This is a genomic window from Streptomyces sp. WAC 01529 (assembly GCF_003945545.1).
GTDB lineage: Bacteria > Actinomycetota > Actinomycetes > Streptomycetales > Streptomycetaceae > Streptomyces > Streptomyces anatolicus.
Genome location: NZ_CP029617.1, coordinates 447,920 through 473,340 on the forward strand (window position 1 = coordinate 447,920; position 25,421 = coordinate 473,340).

Below are 25,421 nucleotides of genomic sequence, written 5' to 3' on the forward strand. Positions count from 1 at the left end.
GTCACTTGCCCCTCTCGTCCAGAGCCAGGTCGACCAGTGCTTCCACGTCCATGGCCGCCAGTTCGCCGGCCTCCCGGCCCGCGTTCGTGTCCCCGTCCGGCACCGGTCCGTCGGCGTCCGGTCGAGGCGGGTCGGCGCACGCCAGGACCAGGTCCAAGAGGCCCGCGCTGCGCAGGCCGTCGATGGAGATGGTGCGCAGTACGTCCCTGATCTCCGCGTCCTCGGCGGCGCCCGGGTCCGGTGCCGGACGGAGCAGATCGCAGAGGTGTCGGCTCAGCTCCCGTGGGGTCGGGTAGCTGAAGACGAGGGTGGACGGCAGCCGGAGCCCGGTCGCCGATGCCAGGCGGTTGCAGAGTTCGACGGCTGTCAGCGAGTCGAATCCGAGGTGGGTGAACGCCTGGTCGGCTTCGACCGCCGCGCCGGTGGGGTGGCCGAGCACGAGGGCGGCCTGCTCGCGGACCCGGTCGAGGACGGTCGCCTGGGCCTCGTCCTCCGGCAGACCGGCCAGTTGGGCGGGCAGGGCGAGGGGGCCGCTCTCCCTGGTCGCGCTCGTCCGGTTCCTGCCGGGACGGCTGCCGTCGACCAGGTCGCGCAGGAGGAGCGGCAGTTCGTCGCCGCCCTTGTCGCGGAGTGCGGAGAGGTCCATCCGGGCCGGGACCAGCACCGGCTTGTCCAGCGCGCACGCCGAGTCGAACAGGGCAAGCGCCTCGGGTGTCGGCATCGCGGCGACGCTGAGGCGCCGGGTCCTCGAGAGGTCGGCCCGGTCCAGTCCCGCCGTCATGCCGCTGCGCTCTTCCCACCAGCCCCAGCACAGTGACGTGCCGGCCAGGCCGGACGCCCTGCGCCGGGCCGCCAGACCGTCCAGGAAGGTGTTGGCCGCGGCGTAGTTCGCCTGGCCCGCGCTGCCGAGCGTGCCCGCAAGCGCGGAGAACTGGACGAATGCCGACAGGGTGTGTTCCCGGGTCAGTTCGTGCAGGTTGACCGCACCGCCGACCTTCGCCCGCAGCGCGCGTCCCAGGCTCTCGGCGGTCAGCGACTCGACGGTGCCGTCCGCCAGTTCACCCGCGGCGTGCACGACCGCCGTCAGCGGGTGCTCGCGCGGCATGTCCGCCAGCAGGTCCGCCACGGCGGCCCGGTCCGCGACATCACAGGTCACGACGGTGACCGTGGCGCCCGCCGTCTCCAGGTCCGCGACCAGCTCGGGGACCCCCTCGGCCGCGGGGCCCCGACGGCTCGCCAGCACCAGGCTCCGTACGCCGTGGGCGGTGACGAGGTGCCGTGCCACCAGCGAGCCCACTCCCCCGGTCCCGCCGGTGACCAGTACGGTCCCGCCGCCGAAGGCGTCGCCCACCTCAAGGATCAGCTTGCCGATGTGGCGGCCCTGGCTCATCTCGCGGAACGCCGTGCGCGCGTCGCGGATGTTCCGGACGGAGAGGGGGTTCAGCCGCACCCGCCCGTCGGCGAACAGCTCCATGACGGCCCGCAGCATCTCCTGGGTGGCGTCGGGGCCTTCTTCGTAGAGGTCGAAGGCCCGGTAGTCGACCCCGGGGTGGTCGGACGCCACTTGCCGGGGGTCGCGGATGTCCGTCTTGCCCATCTCGATGAAGTGGCCGCCCCTGGGGAGCAGCCTCAGCGAGGCGTCGACGAACTTGTGCGCGAGGGAGTTCAGTACGACATCCACGCCGCGACCGTCCGAGGAGGCGAGGAATTTCTCCGCGAACTCCAGGTCCCGTGACGACGCGAGGTGCTCGTCGTCCAGGCCGAGCGCGCGCAGGGCGGGCCACTTGGCCGGGCTCGCGGTCGCGTATATCTCGGCTCCGACGTGCTTCGCCAGCTGTACGGCGGCCATGCCGACGCCGCCCGCCGCGGCGTGGACGAGGATGCGCTGGCCCTTCTCGAGCTTCATCACGCGGAAGAGCGCGTGGTAGGCGGTGAGGAAGGCGCTCGGCACGGACGCCGCTTGGGCGTGGCTCCACCCGTCGGGGACGGGCACGAGCAGCCGCTGGTCCGTCACGGCCACGCGCCCGAAGGCGCCGGAGAACGCGCCCATGACTCGGTCGCCCGGGGAGAGACCGGTGACGTCGTCCGCCACCTCGAGCACCGTTCCCGCGCCCTCGCTGCCGAGTTCGGTGCCGACGGCCGTCCTGCCCACCAGTCCCAGGGCGATCGTGACGTCCCGGAAGCTGAGCCCCGCCGCCTGCACGGCGACGCGGACCTGTCCGCTCGTCAGGGGTGCCGTCACCTCGGGGCACGGGACCCAGGTCAGGTTCTCCAGTGTCCCCTTGGCCGGGATGCCCAGCCGGTGGGCGCCTGCCGGAGGCGGTTCGAGCTGGTGGTGCGCGGGTGCGGCGGGCGTCAGACGGGGTACGAGGTAGGCGCCTTCGCGCAGCGCCAGCTGGTCCTCACCGAGGGCGAGCGCATCCGGGAAGCGGGACCAGGAGGTCTCGTCGTCGTCGATGTCCACCAGCCGGAACCTGCCGGGGTGCTCGGTCTGGGCGGACCGGATCAGACCCCACACGGACGCGCCGGGGAGGCTCTCGACGCTCTCGTCGCCGCTGGTGTCGACGGCGCGGCGGGTGAGCACCACCAGCGTGGAGTCGGCGATCCGTTCCTCTGCGAGGAACCGTTGGACCCGGTCGAGTACGCGCGTGTCCACGTCGGCGACCTCGGCGAACAGATCCGGGCCGGCGGCGGTGAAGTCGTCCGGGCAAAGGACGAGGTGCCGGGGGGCCTCCCCTGAGAGGACGTCGTCCATGGACGCGTACGACACGGCGTTCCCGCCGCCCGTCCCGGTGAGCCGCGAGGCCAGGCCGTTGTCCGCCCCCCACACGCCCCACCGCTCGCGGGGGGTTTCCCGCTCGCTCTGCTGGAGCGGTCGCCATCGCGTTTCGAACAGTGCTTGCTCGTGCCCGCCTCGTGCCGCGCGCAGTTGCTCGGGACCGGCCGGGCGGAACGTCAGCGCCTCGACGTGTGCGAGGGGCCGGCCCTGCTCGTCGGCGATCGCCAGGGACACGGCGGCGTCGCCCGCCGGGGTCATCCGGACCTTCACGCTTGGGCCACACCGACCGCTCAGCTCCACCCCTGACCAGGAGAAGGGCATCCAGCCCCGGCCGTCGGCCATGTCGAGGAGACCGCCTGCCGCCACCGCGTGCAGCACCGAGTCGATCAGCGCCGGGTGCAACGCGAACCCGCCGTCGCCCAAGCCGTCGTCGGCCGACGGCAGAGCGGCCCGCACATAGAGATCGCCGCCGTGCTGCCACACCTCGCGCAGCCCGCGGAAGGTCGGCCCGTACTCGAACCCCGTGTCCGCGAGGGAGTCGTAGAAACCGTCGAGGGCGAGCGGGCGCGCCCCGGCCGGTGGCCACACGGCGAGCGAGTGCGCGTCCTCGGCCCGTACGGCCGTCGCCCGCGGTGTGCTCGGTGACAGGCTCCCCGTCGCGTGCCGGGTCCAGCCGCCCACCGCCCGGTCGTCGTCGCCGGGGCGTGAGTACACGTCCAGGGAGCGGTGCCCCGTCTCGTCCGCCGCTCCGACGACGACACGCATGCGCACGTCACCGGTGTCGGGGAGGATCAGGGGGACTTCCAGGGAGAGTCCCTCGATCACCGCGCACCCGACGAAGTCGCCCACCCACAGCGCCAGGTCGAGGTAGGCCGTGCCGGGTACGACGACCGCGCCGAACGCGGCGTGATCGGCCAGCCAGTCGTGGGTCCGCAGGGACCACAGGTCGGTGAAGACCACTTCGCCGGTGCCCGGGTGGTCCACCACGGCGCCGAGCAGCGGGTGCTCCGGAGCCGAGAGACCGGCGGCGGCCACGTCCGCCGCGCCCGCCCTCTCCGAGGGGTCGAGCCAGTAACGCTGCCGCTCGAACGCGTACGTCGGAAGAGCGACCCGTCGGCGCGCGCCGAACAGGGCGGGCCACTCCACGGACCCGCCCCGGACGTGGAGTTGGGCCAGCGAGCCGACCACCGCGTCCACCGCTCCACGGTCGCGCCGCGACGCCGAAAGCACCACCGTGTCGACCGCGTCCTCATCGGCGAAGGCTTCCCTGGTGATGCTCGCGAGGGCCGATCCCGGGCCTACGTCGAGGAAGACCTGCGCACCGGCGGCACGCGTGTACTTCACCGCGTCGAAGAAGCGGACGGGTTCGCGGACGTGCTTCACCCAGTGCTCGACGGACGTCAGCTCCGCGAGCGTGGCCTCGCGGCCCAGCCGGGTCGAGACGACCGGGATCTCCAACTCGCCCACGGGCAACGCGTCGATGGACCGAGCGAAGTCGTCCAGGATCGGGTCCATGAGCGGGGAGTGGAACGCGTGGTCCACCTTCAGCGGTTTCGCCTGTGTGCCGTCGGCGACGAGCCGGTCCCGGAGTGCGAGGACTTCGTCGTGGCTGCCCGAGACCACCACGGAGTCCGGGCCGTTGACAGCGGCGACGCCGAGACGGTCGTACGAGCGGAGCAGGATGCTCATGTCGGCCTCCGAGGCGCGCACCGCCAGCATGGCGCCCCGCTCGGTGACCTCCTGCATGGCCCGTCCCCGTGCGGCCACGAGCCTCGTCGCGCTGTCCAGGTCGATTGCGCCGGAGACGTGGGCGGCGGTGATCTCGCCGACCGAGTGGCCGATCAGGTGATCCGGCCGAGGGCAGTGCCGCGTCAGGAGCCGGTACATGCTGACCTGAAGGGCGAAGAGCGCCGGTTGCGCGACGTCGGTTCGCCGCGCTTGGGCTTCCGGTGGCGCGTCGGCCACGAGCAGGGGTTTCAGCGCGTAGGGCAGATGGGCGTCGAAGCGTTCGCAGACCTCGTCGAGGCTCTGCGCGAAGACGGGGAACGCGTCGTACAGCTCCCGCGCCACCCCGACCCACCCCGCCCCCTGCCCCGGGAACATGAGGACGGAGCCACCGAGTCTGCCCGCGGCGCCGCACACCACCCCGGCGGACTCCGTGCCGTCGCTCAGCGATGCCAGGCCCGCAAGGAGTTCCTCCCGGTCACGGCCGAGCACCACCGCGCGGTGCTCGAACAGCGCCCGGCTCGACACCAGGGAGAAGCCCGCGTCAGCGATGTCCAGGTCCGTGTCGGCGGCGGCGAAGTCACGCAGCTTCGCCGCCTGCGCCCGCAGGGCTTGCCGCGACCGCGCGGACACGATCCACGGCACCAATCCGGCCGCGGTGCCGGGCGTCGTGTCCTGCTCGGGGGGCGGCTCGATGGCCGGGGCCTCGGGAGCCTGCTCGATGATCAGGTGCGCGTTGGTGCCGCTGACGCCGAACGCCGACACCGCCGCCCGCCGGGGCCGCCCCTCGGGCGTCGGCCAGGGCCGCGCCTTCGTGAGCGGTTCCACCGCGCCGGCCGACCAGTCCACGTGCGGCGTCGGCTCGTCCAGGTGCAGTGTCCTCGGGAGCGTGCCGTGGCGCATGGCCATGACCATCTTGATGACGCCCGCCGCGCCCGCCGCGCACTGCGGGTGGCCGATGTTCGACTTCACCGACCCCAGCCACAGCGGCCGGTCGGCGGGCCGGTCCTTGCCGTAGGTGGCGATCAGCGCCTGTGCCTCGATCGGATCGCCCAGCGTGGTGCCCGTGCCGTGTGCCTCGACGGCGTCCACCTGGTCCGCCGTCAGCCGCGCGTTGGCGAGGGCCTGGCGGATGACGCGTTGCTGGGAGGGGCCGTTGGGGGCGGTGAGGCCGTTGGAGGCGCCGTCCTGGTTGACGGCCGAGCCACGCACGACAGCAAGCACGTGATGGCCGTTTCGGCGCGCGTCGGAGAGGCGTTCGAGCAGCAGCATGCCCACGCCCTCACCCCAGGCCGTGCCGTCCGCGGCGGAGGCGAAGGGCTTGCACCGGCCGTCCGGGGCCAGCCCGCGCTGGCGGCTGAACTCGATGAACACGCCGGGCATCGCCATGACCGTCACGCCGCCCGCCAGGGCCATCGAGCACTCGCCGTTCCGCAGCGCCTGGGCCGCCATGTGCAGCGTCACCAGCGACGACGAGCACGCCGTGTCGATCGTGACGGCCGGCCCCTCGAACCCTCCGACGTAGGCGATGCGTCCCGAGGCGACCGCCACCGAGGTGCCCATCATCAGGTAGCCCTCGAGCGCTTCCGGTGACTCGTGCAGCGGCGGCCCGTACTCCTGGCGCGCGATGCCCACGAAGACCCCGGTGCGGCTGCCGCGCAGCGTCGTCGGGTCGATGCCGGCCCGCTCGATCGCCTCCCACGAGGATTGCAGCAGGAGGCGTTGCTGCGGTTCGATCGCCAGCGCCTCGCGCGGACTGATCTCGAAGAAGGCCGGGTCGAACTCGTCCGCGTCGTAGAGGAAGCCGCCTTCGCGCACGTACGACTTGCCGGGGGTGCCCGGCTCCGGCGTGTACAGCTCGTCGAGATCCCAGCCACGGTTGTGCGGAAATCCGGAGATGGCGTCCCGCTCGGCGGCGACCAGTTCCCACAGGTCTTCCGGAGAGCGCACTCCGCCCGGGTAGCGGCAGCTCATGCCCACGATCGCGATCGGCTCGTGCGATGCGGCCGACAGTTCGGCGTTGGCGCGGCGCAGGTGCTCGGTCTCCTTGAGTGAGGCCCGCAAGGCCTCGACCACGGCATCCTTCGATTCGGCCATCATGACCTCCGCGTCTCGTCAGGAACGTCGTTCTTCATCGCCATGCGCACCAGGTCGTCCACGCCCATGTCGTCGAGCGACGGCCCTTCGCCGTTCTCCGGCGCCCGCTCCGCACCGTTCGCTCCGCTCGTCCCGTTCACCCCGTCGCCCTCGCCGTCACCGTCGCCGCCGTCGGCCGTCCGCTGCGGGAACAGTTCCTCCCGCAGGTACCGCGCCGCGACGAGCGGCGTCGGGTAGTCGAACAGCAGCGTGCTGGGCAGTTGCAGCCCGGTCACGCGCCGCAGCCGGTTCCGTAGCTCCACGGAGGTCAGCGAGTCGAACCCGACCAGGCTGAACGCCCGTTCGGGGCCGATCGCGTCCGGTCCGCTCAGGCCGAGGACCGCCGCGGCGTGCGTTCGGACGGTCTCCAGCAGGGCGTCGTCGACCTTGCCGTCCGGGAGCCCTTTCAGCCGGGCCCGCAGGTCACCCTCCGGCGCTTCGGCCGCGAGGTCGCCGGAGTGGGCGGCGGGCACGGCGATGTCGGGGAGATCGGCGAGGAGCCGGCTGGGGCGGATCGCGGTGAACACGGGCGCGTACTCCGCCCACTCCACCTGGGCCACCATCACCTGCGTCTCGCCCTGGCCCAGCGACGCGGCAAGGGCCGCGAGCGCCGTGTCGGGATCCATCGGCGGCAACCCCAGCCGGCGCAGGCGTTCCTCCGCCTCGCCGGACACCATGCCGCCGCCGCCCCATGACCCCCAGGCCACGGAGGTCGCGGGCAGCCCTGCCGTACGCCGCACCTGCGCCAGCGCGTCGAGGAAGGCGTTCGCCGCGGCGTATCCGCCCTGGCCGCCGCTGCCCCAGATCCCGCCGACGGCTGAGGAGAAGAGCACGAACGCGTCCAGCTCCAGGTCGGCGGTGAGTTCGTGCAGCACCGTGGCGGCGGCCACCTTGGGCCTGAGCACGCGCTCCAGCTGCTTGGCCGTGAGGGATTCCACCAGCCCGTCCGCGAGTACCGCCGCGCCGTGGATCACCGCGGTCAGCGGGTACTCCCGCGGAAGCGAGGCCAGCACCTTCCGCAGCCCGTCCCGGTCGGCGGCATCGATCGCGGCCACGGTCACCCGCGTCCCGAGCTCCGTCAGTTCGGTCACCAACTCCGCGATGCCGGGCGTGTCCTTTCCTCGCCTGCCGACCAGCAGGAGGTGGGGCGCGCCGGCCCGGGCCAGCCAGCGGCAGACGTGCGAGCCGACCGCGCCCGCGCCGCCCGTCACCAGCACGGTGCCCCGGGGACGCCACTCCTGCGGCGGCGCGTCACCCAGCGGTGCCCGCGTCAGCCGCCGCCCGAACGCTCCCGAGGTGCGCACCGCCACCTCGTCCTCGCCATGGACTCCGTCCTTGGCGTCGACGCCGCCTAGGACCGCGCACAGCAGGTGCGCGGCGCGCCCGTCCAGCCGGGCGGGCAGGTCCACGAGCCCGCCCCACCGTTCGGGCCGCTCCAGCGCCACCACCCGGCCGAGTCCCCAAATCTGGGCCTGCAGCGGATTGGTGACGGTGTCGGCGTTGCCCGTGGACACCGCCTCGCGCGTCAGGCACCACAGCCGGGCCTCGACACCCGCGTCGTCCAGGGCCTGCACCAGGGCGACCGTGCCCGTCAGACCGTCGGAGACCGGTTCGTGCGCGGCGGCCAGGCCTTCGTCGACGAGTGCGGCGAGCGAGAGTACGCCGGTGAGACGGCTCGGGTTCTCCTCCTCCGCGAGCAAGGCGGCGAGCCCTCGGCCGAGGGCGGCGCGGTCCCGCAGGTCGGCCGGTGCGATGTCCCACCGGATCACCTGGGCACGGCGTTGCCGCAGCGCGTCGAGCACGGTCTCCACGGCGGGGTCCGCGGCGGCGGCCTCGGGGACGGCCACCAGCCAGGCGCTTCCCTCTCCGCCGGGTGTCGTGGGCCCGTCCCCGACGCCGGGCAGCGGCTTCCACGTGGCGCGGTAGCGACTGCTCTCCAGCGCCGACCGGTCCAGCCGGCGCCGCCGCCACGCCGCCATGGCGGACAGCACGGCGGGGAGAGCGGTGCTCACACCGTCGCGCTCACCCTGCGCGTCGCCGAGTCCCAGCGTGCTGATCAGCGCGTCCAGGTCCTCTCGGTCCACCGCGTCCCAGAACTCGGCCTCGACCGGGTCCTCGGAGGTGCCGGTCGCACGGTCGGTGTCGGCTTTGCCGGAGTCGAGCAGCCAGTAGTGCTGGTGTTGGAAGGGGTAGGTGGGCAGGTCGAGGTGGGTGGGTCGGGTGGCCGGGTAGAACGCGGTCCAGTCGGCGGCGGTTTGGGTGGTCGCCAGGGAGGTCAGCACGCGCTGCCAGGTGTCGTCGTCGCGGCGCAGGGTGCCCGTGACCAGAGCCCGTTCGCCCACCGCGTGCTCTTCGGCGGTCTCCTGGAGGGGGTGGGTGAGGACGGGGTGGGGGCTCGCCTCCACGAACAGGGTGTGCCCGTCGTCCAGAAGGGAGCGGGTGGCGCCCTGGAAGTCGACGGGGGTGGCCAGGTTGTCGTACCAGTACTGGGCGTTCATCACCGTGGTGTCGGCCATCGGACCACCCACATGACCGGTGACAGAGGAGTAGAACGCCACCATGGCCGCACGCGCCTCGACCGGCGCCAGCAGCTCCGCGAGCCGGTCCCGCAACGCCTCCACGTGCCAGGTGTGCGAGGCGTAGTCGACGGGGATGCGACGGGCCCTGATGCCCTCCCCTTCACAGTGGGCGAGCAACTCATCCAACGCGTCGGCGTCACCCGCGACCACCGTGGACGACGGCCCGTTCACCGCCGCCACCGCCACCCGGCCCGTCCACCGGGCGATCAACTCCGCGGCACCAGCCGCGGGCAGAGGCACCGAGACCATCCCGCCCCGGCCCGCGATGCCCGTGATGGCCTGCGACCGCAACGCCACCACCCGGGCAGCGTCCTCCAACGACAACACCCCAGCCACATGCGCGGCAGCGATCTCACCCTGCGAGTGACCCACCACCGCATCCGGCACCACACCCACGTGCTCCCACAACCGAGCCAGCGACACCATCACCGCCCACAGCGCAGGCTGCACCACATCCACTCGGTCAAAACCGGGAGCACCCTCCACCCCACTGAGCACATCGATCAAGTTCCACCCGGTGAACGGCTCAAGCGCCGCAGCACAGGCCGACAGATGCTCGGCGAAGACGGGGCTGGTGGCCATGAGTTCGACACCCATGCCCACCCACTGCGAACCCTGCCCGGGGAACACGAACACCGTCTTGCCGCGCTCAGCTGCCACCGTGCCGGTGACCACACGCGAGGAGGGCTGATCGGCGGCCAGAGCCGCCAACGCGTCCCGATAGTCGGCCGGTTCACGGCCGATCAGGACCGCCCGGTGATCGAACACCGAACGCCCCGCCACCAGCGCGTGCCCCACCTCGGCGGGCGTCACCTGCGGCTGCTGGTCCAGGTGGTCGAGGAGACGCCGCGCCTGATCACGCAACGCCGCATCCGACTTCGCCGACACCACCCACGGCAACGTCCCATCCGTCACCACCACCGGCTCCGGCACACCCCCACCAGTCGCCTGCTCACCCTCCGGAGCCTGCTCGACGATGAGGTGAGCGTTCGTACCACTCACACCGAACGACGACACACCGGCGCGACGAGGGCGGCCGGTCTCCGGCCACGACCGTGTCTCCGTCAGCAGTTCGACGGCTCCGGACGCCCAGTCGACGTGCGGGGTCGGCTCGTCGACGTGCAGCGTGCGGGGCAGCACGCCATTGCGCAGGGCCATCACCATCTTGATGACACCGCCCACACCCGCCGCGGCCTGCGTGTGACCGACGTTCGACTTCAGCGAACCCAGCCACAACGGCCTGTCCTCCGGCCTGCCCTGACCGTAGGTGGCGAGCAGCGCGTGAGCCTCGATGGGGTCACCGAGGGGGGTTCCGGTCCCGTGTGCCTCGACCGTGTCGATCTCGTCGGGGGTGAGGCGGGCGTTGGCGAGGGCCTGCCGGATGACGCGCTCCTGCGCGGGCCCGTTGGGGGCGGTCAGGCCGTTGCTGGCACCGTCCTGGTTGATGGCGGAACCGCGGACGACCGCCAGCACCTCATGGCCGTGTCGGCGCGCGTCGGAGAGGCGTTCCAGGAGCAGCAGGCCCACGCCCTCCGCCCATCCCGCGCCGTCGGCGGAGGCGGCGAAGGCCTTGCACCGCCCGTCGGCGGAGAGTCCGCGCTGCTTGCTGAACTCGGTGAAGACGTCGGGCGTCGCCATGACGGTGACGCCGCCGGCCAGGGCGAGCGAGCACTCGCCGTTGCGCAGGGCCTGCGCCGCCAGGTGGATGGCGACCAGGGAGGAGGAGCAGGCGGTGTCGACCGTCACCGCCGAACCCTCGAACCCGAAGGTGTAGGCGACACGGCCGGAGGCGACGCTGCCCGCGCTGCCGTTGAGCAGGTAGCCCTCCAGGTCTTCGGGGACGGAGCTGAGGCGGCTGCCGTAGTCGCCGTACATGACGCCGGTGAAGACGCCTGTGGGGGTGGCCTGAAGGGTGGTGGGGTCGATGCCCGCGCGTTCGACGGTTTCCCAGGCGACCTCGAGGAGGAGGCGCTGCTGGGGGTCCATGGCGAGGGCTTCGCGGGGGCTGATCCCGAAGAAGGCGGGGTCGAAGCCGTCGGCGTCGTAGAGGAAACCGCCCTCGCGCACATAGGTCTTGCCGGGCCGGTCGGGGTCGGGGTCGTAAAGGTTCTCGACGTCCCAGCCACGGGTGGTCGGGAACTCCGCGACGGCGTCGGACTCGTCCGCCACCAGGGACCACAGGTCGTCGGCGGATCGTACGCCGCCCGGGTACCGGCAGCCGATGGCCACGATGGCGATGGGCTCGTCGGAGGCGGCGGCGGTGGCGACCGTGTTGGCCGGGGTGACGCTCGGCGCTTGGGAGGCGGGGGCGAGGGCGGCGTGGAGGTGGGTGACCAGGCGGCGCGGGGTCGGGTGGTCGAAGACGAGGCCGGCGGGGAGGCGCAGGCCGGTCGCGGCGTTGAGCCGGTTACGGAACTCGACCGCGGTCAGCGAGTCGAATCCGAGGTCCTTGAACGCCTGGGTGGGGCTGATGGTGTCGGGCGTGGCATGGCCGAGGACGAGGGCCGCCTCGGCGCGGACGAGGGTCGCGAGGGTCTCCTCGGCCTCCTCGGGGGAGAGACGGGCCAGGCGATCGCGGAGCCCGGCGGCGTCGGTCGCCGTGGCGGCGGTGGCCCTGCGGACGGGAACGCGTACGAGGCCCTGGAGGACGGCGGGAACAGTGCCCGTCTCCAGGTGCGGGCGGAGCAGCGCGGGAACGATCTTGGCGGGGATCTGGCAGGCGCCGCGCGTGGCACGTGCGGCCTCGAACAGCGCCAGCCCCTCCTCGGCCGTGATGGCCTTGATCCCGAGGCGAGCCGCGCGGGTCAGGTCGGCGTCGTCCAGGTGGCCGGTCATGTCGCTGCGCTGTTCCCAGAAGCCCCAGGCCAGCGAGGTGGCGGGCAGGCCGTCGGCGTGACGGCGCTGGGCGAGCGCGTCGAGGAAGACGTTCGCCGCGGCGTAGTTGCCCTGCCCCGGAGTGCCCAGAACGCCCGCCATGGAGGAGAAGAGGACGAACTCCGCGAGGTCCAGTTCGCGGGTGAGTTCGTGCAGGTGCCAGGCGGCGTCGACCTTGGGCCGGAACACGCTGTCCACGCGTTCCGCCGTCAGGGAGGTGACGATGCCGTCGTCGAGGACACCGGCGCTGTGCACGACGACGGTGAGGGGGTGTTCGGCGGGGATCTGCGCGAGCAGCGCGGCGAGTGCGTCACGGTCGGCGGTGTCGCAAGCGGCGACGGTGACCTTCACGCCCAACTCTCGCAGCTCTGCGGCGAGTTCGGGCGCACCCGGCGCGTCGGGGCCTCGTCGGCTGGTCAGCAGCAGGTGGCCGGCCTGTCCGGTCATGGCGTAGCGGCGGGCGAACAGCGAGCCGAGGGTGCCCGTACCGCCGGTGATCAGGACCGTGCCGCCCCTGGCCGTTTCCGGCACGGCGCTGCCGTCGCGCGAGGTCTCCCGCACGAGCCGGGGAACGTACAGCTGTTGCTCATCATCGTCGCGGAGGGCCACCTGCGGCTCGCCGCCTCCCAGCGCCGCGAGGAACGACGCGGTGGGGACGGTGGTCTCGTCCGCGAGGTCGATCACGGTGAAGCGGCCGGGGTTCTCGGTCTGGGCCGTACGGATCAGACCCCAGGCGGCGGCGTCCGCGGGGTCGGGCGACTCGCTCTCGGCGTGGACGGCGACGGCTCGCCTCGTGAGGAACACCAGTCGGCTGTCGGCCAGGCGCTCTTCGGCCAGCCACGCCTGGACCGTGTCCAAGGCGTACTGAACGGCCTCGCGCGCGGCGCCGGGGACGTCCTCGGCCAGGCCGGAACTCCCCAGCAGGCCGGTGGCGATGACCAGGTCCGGGAGGGTGGCGTCGGCTGCCAGCAGGGTTGCAAGCTCCGGATGGCTCTCGACCGCGACACCCTCGGGGAGCGACGTGATCAGGGCGCCGGGAACGTCGGCGCCCAGGAATGCCACCCGGTCGGCCTCGATGCCCGTCACGGCGGGCATGGGGGTCCACTCCAGGCGGAACAGGTGGTCGTCGCCGCCCTTCGCGACGGCCTTCGCCAGCTGCTCGGCGGTGATCGGCCGCATGGCGAGCGACTCCACCTCGGCGACCGGCCGCCCGGCGGGGTCGGCAAGCCTGACGCCCACCGTCCCCGTCTCGGAGAAGGTGATCCGCACGCGCAGCGCCCGGGCCCCCACGGCGTGCAGCCGCACGTTCGACCAGGCGAAGAGCAGGGGCACTTCATCCGAGCGCTCTTCGGAACGGGCGAAGACAGTGGGGTGGAGCGCGGCGTCGAGAAGAGCGGGGTGGATGCCGTAGTGGTCGGCGTCGGTGGCGCCCTCGGAGTGGTCGCCGGCGGGGAGGCTCACCTCGGCGTAGAGGGTGTCGCCCTGACGCCAGGCGGCGGTCACGCCCTGGAAGGCGGGGCCGTACTGGTAACCGAACCCGGCGATGAGGTCGTACAGGGTATCGGCGGGCAAGGGGGTGGCACCGGTCGGCGGCCAGGCCGTCGGCTCCGCCCACGCCGTCGTGTCCGGCGTGGCGGACGGCTGCGGGCCGAGGGTGCCGGTGGCGTGGCGGGTCCAGGGCCGGTCGGGTGTGGCGTCGTCGGACCGGGAGTGGACGGTGAGGGCACGGCGGCCGTCGCCGCCGGGTGCCGCGACGTGCACCTGGAGGTGGCATCCGCCGGCGGTCGGGAGAGTCAGGGGTGCTTCGAGGGCCAGGTCCTCCAGGTACGGGGTGTCGATGGTGTGGCCGATGTGGAGGGCGAGGTCGACGAACGCGGTGCCGGGCACGAGGGGGGTGTCGTGGACGGCGTGGTCGGCCAGCCAGGGGTGGCTGCGCAGCGACAGGCTCCCGGTGAAGAGGTCGCCGTCGCCGTCCGCGAGGGTGACGGCGGCACCGAGCAGGCCGTGGTCGGTGGCGCGCAGGCCGAGGGTGTGGGGGTCGGTGGCGGTGGTCGTGTCGAGGAGCCAGTAGTGCTGGTGTTGGAAGGGGTAGGTGGGCAGGTCCAGGTGGGTGGGCCGGGTGGCGGGGTAGAACGCGGTCCAGTCGGCGGCGGTGTGGGTGGTCGCCAGGGAGGTCAGGACGCGCTGCCAGGTGTCGTCGTCGCGGCGCAGGGTGCCGGTGACGGTGACCTCAGCGGGGCCCGCGTGCTCTTCGGTGGTCTCCTGGAGCGGGTGGGTCAGGACGGGGTGGGGGCTCGCCTCCACGAACAAGGTGTGTCCGTCGTCCAGAAGGGAGCGGGTGGCGCCCTGGAAGTCGACGGGGGTAGCCAGATTGTCGTACCAGTACTGGGCGTTCATCACCGTGGTGTCGGCCATCGGACCACCCACATGACCCGAGACGCTGGAGTAGAACGCCACCGTGGCCGCACGCGCCTCAACCGGCGCCAAAAGCTCCAGCAGTTGGTCGTGGAGAGCTTCCACGTGCGGCGTGTGCGAGGCGTAGTCGACAGGGATACGACGGGCCCTGATGCCCTCACCCTCACAGTGCGCCACAAGCTCGGTCAACGCGTCGGCGTCACCGGCCACCACGGTGGACGACGGCCCGTTCACCGCGGCCACCGCAACCCGGCCCGCCCCCCGGACGATCAGCGCCGAGGCGTCAGAGACGGCGAGCGGCACCGAGACCATCCCGCCCCGGCCCGCGATGCCCGTGATGGCCTGAGACCGCAACGCCACCACCCGGGCAGCGTCCTCCAACGACAACACCCCAGCCACATGCGCGGCAGCGATCTCACCCTGCGAGTGACCCACCACCGCATCCGGCACCACACCCAAGTGCTCCCACAACCGAGCCAGGGACACCATCACCGCCCACAGAGCAGGCTGCACCACATCCACCCGCTCCAGGCTCGGAGCACCAGGCACCTGGTGGAGGACGTCAACCAGACTCCAGCCCGTGAACGGCTCAAGCGCCGCCGCACACGCCGCCACATGCTCGGCGAAGACGGGGCTGTTGGCCATGAGTTCGACACCCATGCCCACCCACTGGGCCCCTTGCCCGGGGAACACGAACACCGTCTTGCCGCGCTCAGCCGCCACGGTCGTGGTCACGACGTTCGCAGAGGGCTCACCGGCGGCCAGGGCCGCCAAAGCCCCTCGGTAGTCGGCCGGCTCACGGCCGATCAGGACCGCCCGGTGATCGAACACCGAACGCCCCGCCACCAGCGCGTGCCCCACCTCGGCGGGCGTCACCTGCGGCTGCTGGTCCAGGTGATCGAGGAGACGGCGCGCCTGATCACGCAACGCCGCGTCCGACTTCGCCGACACCACCCACGGCAACGTCCCATCCGTCACCACCACCGGCTCCGGCACACCCCCACCGGTAACACCGTCACCCTCCGGAGCCTGTTCGAGCACCAGGTGCACGTTGGTCCCGCTGACGCCGAAGGAGGAGATTCCGGCGCGGCGCGGACGTCCCGCCTCCGGCCAGGGCCGCTCCTCGGTCAGCAGCTCCAACGCGCCCGCCGACCAGTCGACGTGCGGGGTCGGCTCGTCCACGTGCAGCGTCTTCGGCAGCACGCCGTTGCGCAGAGCCATCACCATCTTGATGACGCTGCTCACGCCGGCCGCCGCTCCCAGATGGCCGATGTTGGACTTCAGCGAACCCAGCCACAGCGGCCGGTCCTCCGGCCTGCCCTGACCGTAGGTGGCGAGCAGTGCCTGGGCCTCGATCGGGTCACCGAGAGTGGTTCCGGTCCCGTGGGCCTCGACCACGTCGACCTCGTCGGCCTGGACCCGGGCGTTGGCCAGGGCCTGCCGGATGACGCGCTCCTGTGAAGGACCGTTCGGAGCGGCGAGCCCGTTGGAGGCGCCGTCCTGGTTGACGGCCGAGCCACGGATGACGGCGAGCACGGGATGGCCGTTGCGCCGAGCGTCCGAGAGGCGTTCCAACAGCAGCACGCCCGCGCCCTCGCCCCAGCCGGTGCCGTCGGCGGCGGCCGCGAACGCCTTGATGCGCCCGTCCGCCGCCAGCCCGCGCTGCCTGCTGAACTCGGTGAACAGGCCCGGGGTCGCCATCACGGACACGCCACCGGCGACCGCGAGGGTGCACTCCCCCTGCCGCAGCGCCTGCGCCGCCTGGTGCAACGCCACCAGCGACGACGAGCACGCCGTGTCCACGGTGATCGCCGGGCCCTCAAGCCCGAGGAAATAGGCCAGTCGGCCGGAGATCACGCTGGTCATCTTGCCGGTGACCAGGAGGCCGTCCATCCCCTCGGCGGCCTCGTGGAGCTGGGGCCCGTACTCCAGCCCCACCGCGCCGACGAATACGCCGGTCCGCGTGCCGTGCACCGACTCCGGGCGGATGCCCGCGCGCTCGAACGCCTCCCAGGCCGTCTCAAGGAGCAGCCGCTGCTGGGGGTCCATGGCGAGGGCTTCGCGGGGGCTGATCCCGAAGAAGGCGGCGTCGAACTCGGCCGCGCCGGAGAGGAACCCGGCCTCACGGACGTAGCTCTTGCCCGGTCGGTCCGGGTCGGGGTCGTAAAGGCCCTCGACATCCCAGCCGCGATCGGTCGGCAGCCCGGAGATCGCCTCACTGCCTGAGGCGACGAGGTCCCACAGTTCCTCGGGCGATCCCACGTCGCCGGGGAGGCGGCAGCCGATGCTCACCACGGCGATGGGCTCGTCCGGCGCGGTGGTCGTCACGACGGGTTCGGCGGCGGACGGCGTCTCCCCGAGCAGCGCGCCGCGCAGATGCCGGGCGATCGCGGCCGGTGTCGGATGGTCGAACACCGCCGTCGGCGACAGGCGCAGGCCGGTGGCCGCGGTCAGGCGTTTGCTCAGCTCGACCGCGGACAGCGACTGGAAGCCGAGGTCCTTGAACTTGCTGTCCGGCAGGACCGCCTCGGCCGTCGTGTGCCCGAGCACGGTGGCGGCGTGCGCGCACACCACCTCCAGCAACTCGCGCTCCGCCTCTGCCCCGGACAGCCCGGCGTACCGGTTCCCGCTCGCCACACCGTCCGCCGAACCGGTCGCCGCCGAAGCCGCCGCCGGTCCGGTCGCGCCCTCTCCGGCCGCGATCACGTTCACGGCGCTCCCGGACGTCTCCAGCCAGTACCGCTGGTGTTGGAAGGCGTAGGTGGGCAGGTCCACCACCCGTGCTCCCCGGCCCGCGAACACCGCGGGCCACTCCACCTCCACCCCCGACACCCACGCCTCACCCAACGAGGCATAAAACCGCCCCAGCCCACCCTCACCACGGCGCAACGTCCCCACCGCCGCCACCTCACACCCGACATCCTCAGCGGTATCCACCACCCCCAACGTCAACACCGGATGCGCACTGGACTCCACAAACACCCGAAACCCATCCCCCAACAACGACCGCACCACCGGCTCAAAACCCACCGGCCGACGGCAATTCTCAAACCAATACCCCGCATCCAACTCCGACCCGTCCAACACCCCACCCGTCACCGTCGAATACAACGGCACCGACCCCACCCGAGGCCGCACAAAACCAAGCAACCCAACCAACCGCTCCCGCAACCGATCCACCTGCCCACAATGCGAAGCAACCGTCGCCGGCACCACCCGCGCCCGCACACCCTCCACACCCAACGCGGCAACAAACTCCTCCAACGCCGCCACCTCACCCGCCACCGTCACCGCACGAGGACCATTCACCCCCGCCACAGACAACCGACCCCCAAACACCCCCAACCGCTCCTCCACCTCCCCACACGACAACGCCACCGACGCCACCGCACCACACCCCACCAACTCATCCGCGAACAACTGCGAACGCACCACCACCAACCGCGCCGCATCCCCCAACGACAACGCACCCGCCACACACGCCGCCGCAATCTCCCCCTGCGAACTCCCCACCACCGCCGAAGGCACCACCCCACACGAACGCCACAACTCCGCCAACGACACCATCACCGCGAACAACACCGGCTGCACCACCTCAATACGATCCAAAGACGGCGCACCCTCCACCCCCCTCAACACATCCACAACCCGCCACCCCACCCACTCCTCAACCGCCCCCGCACACTCCCCCAACCGCGCCGCGAACACCGGCGAAGAATCCAACAACTCCACCGCCATCCCCACCCACTGCGACCCCTGACCCGGAAACACCAACACCGTCCGGCCGGGTTCAGCGACCTGCGTGCCGGTGACCACCTGCGGGGAAGGACGGCCGGTGGTCAGCGCGGCCAGCGCGTCCTTGTGGTCCGCCTGCTCCCCGCCGATGACGACCGCGCGGTGCTCGAACGCCGACCGCGACACCGCGAGCGACAGCCCCACATCCGCCACCGACACATCCGCCCCGGCACCCGTGGCCAAGAACTCCCCGAGCCGCCCCGCCTGCGCCTCCAGCGCTGCCGCGCTCTTGCCCGACACCACCCACGGCAGCGGACCGTCCGTCGCCACCACCGGCTGCTCGGGTACGTCTTCTCCGGTGCCGTCCGTGCCCTGCGGGGCCTGTTCCAGCACCAGGTGCGCGTTGGTGCCGCTGATGCCGAAGGAGGAGATACCCGCGCGCCGCGGCCGGTCGGTCTCCGGCCAGGCCTGGTTCTCGGTCAGCAGTTCCACCGCGCCCGCCGACCAGTCGACGTGCGGGGTCGGCTCGTCCACGTGCAGCGTCTTGGGCAGCACACCATTGCGCAGGGCCATCACCATCTTGATCACACCTGCGGCCCCGGAGGCCGCCATGGTGTGGCCGATGTTGGACTTCAGCGAACCCAGCCACAGGGGCCGGTCCTCCGGCCTGCCCTGACCGTAGGTGGCGAGCAGCGCCTTCGCCTCGATCGGGTCGCCGAGGGTGGTGCCGGTGCCGTGGGCCTCGACCACGTCGACCTCGTCGGGCGTGAGGCGGGCGTTGGCCAGGGCCTGGCGGATGACGCGTTCCTGCGAAGGGCCGTGCGGCGCGGTCAGACCATTGCTCGCGCCGTCCTGGTTGACTGCTGAGCCACGGATGACGGCGAGCACGGGGTGGCCGTTGCGCCGAGCGTCCGAGAGGCGTTCCAGCAGCAGTACGCCCGCGCCCTCGCCCCAGCCGGTGCCGTCGGCGGCGGCCGCGAACGCCTTGATGCGTCCGTCCGCCGCCAGCCCGCGCTGCCTGCTCAGCTCGGTGAACACACCGGGCGTGGTCATCACCGACACACCGGCCGCGACCGCGAGGGTGCACTCGCCCTGCCGCAGCGCCTGCGCCGCCTGGTGCAACGCCACCAGCGACGACGAGCACGCCGTGTCCACGGTGATCGCCGGGCCCTCAAGCCCGAGGAAATAGGCCAGCCGGCCGGAGATCACGCTGGCTATCTTGCCGGTCAGCAGCAGGCCGTCCAGCCCTTCGGCGGGCTCGTGGAGCAACGGTCCGTACTCCTGGGTCATGGCGCCGACGAACACGCCGGTCGAGCTGCCGCGCAGCGTGGTCGGGTCGATGCCGGCCCGCTCGATCGCCTCCCAGGCGACCTCGAGGAGGAGCCGCTGCTGCGGGTCCATGGCCGTCGCCTCGCGCGGGCTGATCTCGAAGAACCCGGCGTCGAACGCCGCCGGGTCGGAGAGGAATCCGGCCTCGCGGACGTAGCTCTTGCCCGACTGGTCCGGGTCGGGGTCGTACAGGCCCGCGACATCCCAGCCACGGTTCGTCGGCAGACCGGAGATCGCCTCACTGCCGGAGGCGACCAGGTCCCACAGCTCCTCGGGCGATCCCACGCCGCCGGGAAGGCGGCAGCCGAGGCCCACCACGGCCACCGGCTCGTCGAGCGCGGCAGCCGCGACCGCGGGTCCGGCGGCGGAGGCCGTCTCCCCGAGCAGCGCGCCGCGCAGATGCCGGGCGAGGGCGGCCGGCGTCGGATGGTCGAACACCGCCGTCGGCGACAGGCGCAGGCCGGTGGCGGCGTTGAGGTGGTTGCGCAGCTCGACGGAGGCCAGCGAGTCGAAGCCGAGCTGCTTGAAGGCGCTGTCCGGCCGGACCGCCTCCGGCGTCGCGTGCCCCAGGACGGTCGCGGCGTGCGCGCGCACCATCTCCGTCAGCTCGCGCTCCGCCTCGGCCACGGACATCCCGGCGAACCGCTGCCCGCCCCCGGAACCGCTCGCCGAACCGGCCGCGGCCGTACGCCGGGTGGCACGGGAACGCACCAGGGCGCCGAGCACCGCGGGCAGCGGCCCACCGCCGCCCTGGGCGAGCCGCGCGGTGTCGAGGCGGGCGGGGACGAGCATCGGCTCGTCGAGAGCGACGGCCGCGTCGAACAGGGCAAGCCCCTCCCGCGACCGCAGGGGCGTCAGGCCGACCCTGGCCATCCGGGCCAGGTCCGCCCGGTCGAGCTCCCCCGTCATGTCGCTGCGCTGGTCCCACAGGCCCCAGGCCAGCGACGTGGCCGGAAGTCCCTCGGCCCTTCGGTGCGCGGCCAGGGCGTCGAGGTAGACGTTCGCCGCCGCGTAGTTGCCCTGCCCCGCGCCGCCGAGCGCGCCCATCACCGAGGAGAACAGGACGAACGCCGCCAGATCCCGGTCCCGGGTGAGCCGGTGCAGGTGCCATGCCGCGTCCGCCTTGGGCCGCAGCACGGCGTCGAGACGCTCGGGCGTCAGCGAGGAGACCAGGCCGTCGTCCAGCACGCCCGCCAGGTGTACGACCGCGGTCAGCGGATGCTCGGCGGGTATCGCCTCCAGTACGCCGGAAAGCGCCTCGGGGTCGGCGACGTCGCACGCCACCGCCGTGGCCGACGCCCCGAGCCCGGCCAGCCGCTCCACCAGCTCCTCGGCGCCCTCGGCCCCGGGCCCACGGCGGCTGACCAGCAGCAGATGCCGCACCCCGTGTTCGGTCACCAGGTGGTGGGCGAGCAGACCGCCCAGCGTGCCGGTGCCGCCGGTGACCAGGACCGTGCCCTCGGGGTCCCACGCCGTCTGCTCCCGCGAGGGAGTCGGTGCGCCATCGGCCGCGACCCGTACGAGCCGTGGCACCAGGACCGCGCCCCCGCGCACCGCCAGCTGCGGTTCCCCGCCCGCGAGCGCGGCGGGCAGGGCTCGCAGGGAACGCTCGTCCTCGTCGATGTCGAGGAGTACGAAACGGTCCGGGTTCTCCGTCTGCGCGGTGCGCAGCAGACCCCACACCGGCGCGGAGGCGAGATCCGGCCGCTCAGCGGGGTCGGCCGCCACCGCGCCGCGCGTGATCAGCACCAGCCGGGTGTCGGCGAACCGCTCGTCGGCGAGCCATGACCGCACCAGGGAGAGCGCCTTGAGGAGTTCGGTACGAGCGGCGGCGGGGGCGTGGCCGACGTCCTCGGCGTCGGTGGTGTCTTCGGTCGGGGCGGTGGTGTCGTCGGGCAGTTGGCAGGCCAGGACGAGTTCGGGTCGGGAGTCGGTGGCGGCGAGTTCCTCGAACGCGCCGCTGAGTTCGGACAGGTCCGCGTACCGTCGCACCCGCGCGCCGTCCAGGACGGCATCCAGCCCGAGTCCGTCGTCGCCCACCAGCGCCCACCGGCCGGCGGGGGTCTGCTCGGCATCCCGCACGGGCGGACTCACCGGCACCCATTCCATGCGGAACAACGCGTCGTGGCGTCCGTCCCGCGCCCCGTCCAGCTTCGCGGGATCGACGGAACGCATCGCCAGCGACCCGACCGACGCGACCGGCGCGCCCTCGGTGTCGGCGACCTGCACCGCGAAGGCGTCGTGACCGGTCGGGGTCATCCGCACCCGCACGTTCGTGGCACCGGTCGCGTGCAACCGTACGTCGGACCATACGAACGGCAGCCTCGGCGGCTCCGTTTCCCGCTCGGCCCCCGGGCCGACCGGGGTGAGCCCGGCGTGCAGGGCCGCGTCGAGCAGCGCGGGGTGGATCCCGAAGGCGGTGGCCTCGGTGTGCCGCTCCTGCGCCAGCACCACCTCGGCGTACACCTCGTCCCCGTGCTTCCACATCGCCCGCACTCCCTGGAAGGCGGGGCCGTACTGATAGCCGAGGGCGGTCAGCGACGGGTAGAGCCCGTCGATGTCCACCGGTACCGCGTCCACCGGCGGCCACACCCGCGGATTCCACGCGGACGTCGTGGGACCCCCCGAGGTGAGCGCGCCCGTGGCATGGCAGGTCCAGGGCACACCTGTCCCCTCGCCGTCGGGTCGGGAGTAGACGTGCACGGGGCGCCGTCCGGCGTCGTCGGCCTCGCCCACCTCGACCCGCAGTTGAACGCCGTCGGTCGCGGACAGGACGAGCGGCGCCCGCAGGGTGAGTTCCTCCAGGTGGTCGGCGCCCACCTCGTCGCCCGCGCGGAGCGCCATCTCGACGAAGGCCGTGCCGGGCAGCAGAACGGTGTCGGAGACCGCATGGTCGACCAGCCAGGGATGTGTCCGCGACGACAGCCGGCCGGTCAGCACGGTGACGTCCGTCCCCGCAAGCTCCACCGCCGCCCCGAGCAGGGGATGTTCCACCGCGGCCTGTCCGGTCGCACCCGCGTCCCCCGCGGCAGCGGTCGTCTCCAGCCAGTAGTGCTGGTGTTGGAAGGGGTAGGTGGGCAGGTCCAGGTGGGTGGGCCGGGTGGCCGGGTAGAACGCGGTCCAGTCGGCGGCGGTGTTAGTGGTCGCCAGGGAGGTCAGCACGCGCTGCCAGGTGTCGTCGTCGCGGCGCAGAGTGCCGGTGACGGTGACTTCGGCGGGGCCCGCGTGCTCCTCGGCGGTCTCCTGGAGCGGGTGGGTCAGGACAGGGTGGGGGCTCGCCTCCACGAACAGGGTGTGCCCGTCGTCCAGAAGGGAGCGGGTGGCACCCTGGAAATCGACGGGAGTGGCCAGGTTGTCGTACCAGTACCGGGCGTTCATCACCGTGGTGTCGGCCATCGGACCACCCACATGACCCGAGACACTGGAGTAGAACGCCACCGTCGCCGCACGCGCCTCAACCGGCGCCAGCAGCTCCGCCAGCCGGTCCCGCAACGCCTCCACGTGCCAGGTATGCGAGGCGTAATCCACCGGAATCTTCCGGGCCCTGATGCCCTCCACTTCACAGTGGGCGAGCAACTCATCCAACGCATCGGCGTCACCCGCGACCACCGTGGACGACGGCCCGTTCACCGCGGCCACCGCCACCCGGCCCGTCCACCGGACGATCAGCGCCGAGGCGTCAGAGACGGCGAGCGGCACCGAGACCATCCCGCCCCGGCCCGCGATGCCCGTGATGGCCTGAGACCGCAACGCCACCACCCGGGCAGCGTCCTCCAACGACAACACCCCAGCCACATGCGCGGCAGCGATCTCACCCTGCGAGTGACCCACCACCGCATCCGGCACCACACCCAAGTGCTCCCACAACCGAGCCAGGGACACCATCACCGCCCACAGAGCAGGCTGCACCACATCCACCCGCTCCAGGCTCGGAGCACCAGGCACCTGGTGGAGGACGTCAACCAGACTCCAGCCCGTGAACGGCTCAAGCGCCGCCGCACACGCCGCCACATGCTCGGCGAACACCGGCGAGGTGCGCATCAGCTCCACACCCATGCCCACCCACTGCGAACCCTGCCCGGGGAACACGAACACCGTCTTGCCGCGCTCAGCCGCCACCGTGGCGGTGACCACACGCGGCGAAGGCTCCCCTGCGGCCAGAGCCGCCAAGCCGCCCCGGAAGTCGGCCGGTTCACGGCCGACCACCACCGCGCGGTGGTCGAAGACGGAACGGCCGGCCACCAGCGCGTGGCCGAGCTGAGCGGGCGTCACCCGCGGCTGCTGGTCCAGGTGGTCGAGGAGACGCCGCGCCTGCTCACGCAACGCCGCATCCGACTTCGCCGACACCACCCACGGCAACGTCCCATCCGTCACCACCACCGGCTCCGGCACACCCCCACCGGTAACACCGTCACCCTCCGGAGCCTGCTCGACGATGAGGTGAGCGTTCGTACCACTCACACCGAACGACGACACACCGGCGCGACGCGGACGGCCGGTCTCCGGCCACGACCGGCTCTCGGTGAGGAGTTCCACGCCACCCGCGGCCCAGTCCACGTGCGAAGACGGTGCGTCCACGTGCAGCGTCTTCGGCAGCACGCCGTTGCGCAGAGCCATCACCATCTTGATGACACCGCCCACACCCGCCGCGGCCTGCGTGTGACCGACGTTCGACTTCAGCGAACCCAGCCACAACGGCCGGTCCTCCGGCCTGCCCTGACCGTAGGTGGCGAGCAGCGCCTCTGCCTCGATCGGATCGCCGAGGGTGGTCCCCGTCCCGTGGGCCTCGACGGCGTCGACGTCCTGCGCCGAGAGTCCCGCACCGGCGAGGGCCTGGCGGATCACGCGCTCCTGGGAGAGGCCGTTGGGGGCGGTCAGGCCGTTGGAGGCACCGTCCTGGTTGACGGCCGAGCCACGCACGACCGCCAGCACCTCGTGGCCGTGTCGGCGCGCGTCGGAGAGGCGTTCCAGGAGCAGCAGACCCGCGCCCTCCGCCCAGGCCGTGCCGTCCGCCGCCTCGGCGAACGCCTTGCACCGCCCGTCCGCCGCGAGCCCACGCTGCCTGCTGAACTCCACGAACATGCCAGGCGTGGCCATGACGGCGACGCCGCCCGCCAGGGCGAGCGAGCACTCGCCGTTGCGCAGCGCCTGGGCCGCCATGTGCATCGAGACCAGCGAGGAGGAGCAGGCGGTGTCGACCGTCACCGCGGGGCCCTCGAACCCGAAGGTGTAGGCGACACGGCCGGAGGCGACGCTCGCGGTGTTGCCGGTCAGCAGGTACCCGTCGAATCCGGCGGCGCCGTCGTGCAGGTGAGGGCCGTAATCCTGGGTCATGGCGCCGACGAACACGCCGGTCCGGCTGCCGCGCAGTGCGGCGGGGTCGATGCCCGCCCGCTCGAACGCCTCCCAGGAGGTCTCGAGGAGGAGGCGCTGCTGCGGGTCCATCGCCGTCGCCTCGCGCGGACTGATCCCGAAGAACGCGGGGTCGAACTCGGCCGCGCCGGAGAGGAATCCGCCCTTCGCGACATAGGACGTGCCGGGGCGGTCCGGGTCGGGGTCGAGGAGTTTCTCGGTGTCCCAGCCGCGGTCGGTGGGGAAGTCGCCGATGGCGTCGCCGCCTTCGCTGACGAGGCGCCAGAGGTCTTCGGGGGCGCGGACGTCTCCTGGGTAGCGGCAGGCCATGCCGACGATCGCGATGGGTTCGCGGGCGGAGTCCTCCAGCTCGCGGACCCGCTCGCGCAGGGCCTGCGCGTCGTCGACGGCGCGTCGCAAATAGGACCGGAGCTTGTCGACGTCTTTCACCAGGGCCTCCCCCAACGGTTGTTGCTTGGACGTACGGGCGGTGCTGC

The 25,421-nt window shown here is 72.5% G+C and carries 2 protein-coding genes; both read right to left on the reverse strand.

Annotation, left to right across the window (positions count from 1 at the left end):
* Window position 1: 1 nt before the first annotated feature.
* A complete protein-coding gene (locus DMA15_RS01975; protein WP_125510932.1) occupies window positions 2-6,604 on the reverse strand; it encodes a type I polyketide synthase in 6,603 nt (2,200 codons plus the stop codon).
* Complete coding sequence (locus tag DMA15_RS37235) at window positions 6,601-25,374, reverse strand: type I polyketide synthase (protein WP_276314315.1); 18,774 nt, start codon at window positions 25,372-25,374, stop codon at window positions 6,601-6,603. The genes DMA15_RS01975 and DMA15_RS37235 overlap by 4 nt, the downstream gene beginning before the upstream one ends.
* Window positions 25,375-25,421 lie beyond the last annotated feature (47 nt).